Source organism: Xenorhabdus sp. PB30.3, assembly GCF_963895965.1.
Lineage (GTDB): Bacteria > Pseudomonadota > Gammaproteobacteria > Enterobacterales > Enterobacteriaceae > Xenorhabdus > Xenorhabdus stockiae.
On the sequence record NZ_CAWQMW010000093.1, the window covers coordinates 1 to 1,987 of the forward strand.

Consider the following 1,987-nt stretch of genomic DNA (forward strand, 5'->3'; position numbering starts at 1 on the left):
CCATTGTGAGGGAATGCCCCGCGCTTTCTGGATGGTGTCATGCAACGCAGCACTGTCTACGGAGATATTCAGATTGGGATTGGCCTTTATCCAAAGGGCTTCATCATCAATTTCGTGCTCATCGTCTAGCTCGTAAATCAGGGCAAACAGGGATTCGTTTTTCTCTTCGCCGTCCAGTATCTGAGAGCAATAATCATAGTGTTTCTTACAGGCTGAAATAACGTTACTGCCAGCCGTGGTAATGGCAAATAGAATACCTTCAGGACGTGCGCCCATGCCCAGCTCAAGGGCAGAATACACCGCGTTATCAGTGTGTAAATGGTACTCATCGACAATTGCCAGACTGGGGTTAGTCCCTTCAATCGTGGCGGCTTTGGCTGCCAGTGGCTTTAACAGGCTGTTGCTCTTGGTATAAGTGACTTTGTGCTGCTGAATCGCTACCCGCTTCTTGAGTGGTTTGGATAGCAGGCACATCTGGCGGGCATCATCGAATACAATACGCGCCTGATCGCGGCTCACGGCGGCGGTGTAGATATCCTGCTGCCCGTTCTCCATCACCAGAAACCAGTTAGCCAGTATCGCGGCAACGGTGGATTTGGCATTTTTGCGTGGCACCTGAATATAAGCACTGCGGTATTTCCGCCGTCCGGTTGCTTTCACTTTGAAGCCTAACATATTAGCAAAGGCGAACTGCTGCCACGGTTCGAGAATGATGGGCTTACCGCGCAAGTGGCCTTTGACGTGCGGACAGTAACGGGAAAAGGCAATAAACCGTGCCACCACCTCCGAATCAAACACATAAAGCGGGTTATTCAGGTCGTTAAAGTAGCGTTTCACGGCCTGTTTTACCCGTTTACAGGCCGGAATTGTGCCGTTTTCGATATCAAAAGCGTACTGTTCCCATGCGTTCATAGTCGGTCTAGCTCGTCCTCTTCTTCTATTTCCACCGGATTTTTCCGTCGTGATACGGGGTCAAAACCTAACAATGAGGACATTTTTATCATGATTTTTTCGGCGTCCGCTTTGGCACTCAATGACGGATTACGGCTTTCGCTGCCCTGACTATTCACGATGCTAAAGCCTCGGATATCAAGGTCTGCCACCGCTTTTCGGTAAATGGCATAGTTGACGCAATACAGCTCTAAATTGTTCCAATCGGCGGCGTTCAGGTCTTCCCGTTCGCTTAAGATTTTGCCTTTGGCTTTCCATTGACTGGCGGCAATCTCATTTAAATAAGTAGGCGGTTTCGGTGCTCTTGCCATAATGTTCGCTGTTCCTTGTGATTTATTTTCAAAAAAATCGCTGTGCGTAAAAATTGAAGGAGGGGGCGGTTCCGCTCAGAGGGGTGTTTGTCATTTTTGATACCCCTACCCCGTTATTTCAATTTGTTATTATTCCAAAGCTAACCAATCGTGCTGCTTTTGCTTCCTGTTCCCGATAAGCACCTTGTTTACGCTTGGCTTTGGTGAGTGGGTCTGTCTGTACCGTCTTACGGTTATGGCAAGCATGGCATAGTGCTTGATGATTAGATGCAGGCCAGAACAGCACATCCGCTTCACCCTGTATCGGGATGATATGATCCACAATGGTGGCAGGTGTGTAGCAGTTCTGCTTGAGGCAATGCACACATAAGGGATGTGTTTTGAGATACATCAATCTGTATCTGCCCCATCGGTTACTGTAGCCACGTTCGGTACGTGTACCGCGCTGCCTGTTCTGTTCCCGCCGATGTTCTTCACAGCGACCGGACGTTACCCGTTGTGTACAACTCGGATAACTACAACGCCTTAACGGTTGCCACGGCATCAGTAGATCCCCACATCACGATAGACAGACCACAATGATTTGATGGTAAAAGGCACTTCTTTTAGCTCAACATCGGTTGCCATTTCCCGATTTTCATACAACAAGCCGATATAGAGTAGGCAACCGACTTTAATCGCTGGCGTGAAAACCAAGCCCTTATCAAAGCGTTTACCGATATGTT

Annotated in this window: 4 protein-coding genes; all 4 read right to left on the reverse strand. The window is 48.5% G+C overall.

Annotation, left to right across the window (positions count from 1 at the left end; genetic code table 11):
* Positions 1-912: terminase large subunit (locus tag AACX38_RS06305; RefSeq protein ID WP_228865894.1), on the reverse strand; the 912-nt coding region annotated here is incomplete at its 3' end.
* A complete protein-coding gene (locus tag AACX38_RS06310) occupies positions 909-1,262 on the reverse strand; it encodes a phage terminase small subunit P27 family (RefSeq protein ID WP_228865895.1) in 354 nt (117 codons plus the stop codon). The genes AACX38_RS06310 and AACX38_RS06305, both read right to left, overlap by 4 nt.
* Positions 1,263-1,380: 118 nt before the next feature.
* Complete coding sequence (locus AACX38_RS06315; protein ID WP_228865896.1) at positions 1,381-1,806, reverse strand: HNH endonuclease signature motif containing protein; 426 nt, start codon at positions 1,804-1,806, stop codon at positions 1,381-1,383.
* Positions 1,806-1,987 (reverse strand): head-tail connector protein (locus AACX38_RS06320; protein WP_228865897.1); only part of this gene is annotated, 182 nt, incomplete at its 5' end. The genes AACX38_RS06315 and AACX38_RS06320, both read right to left, overlap by 1 nt.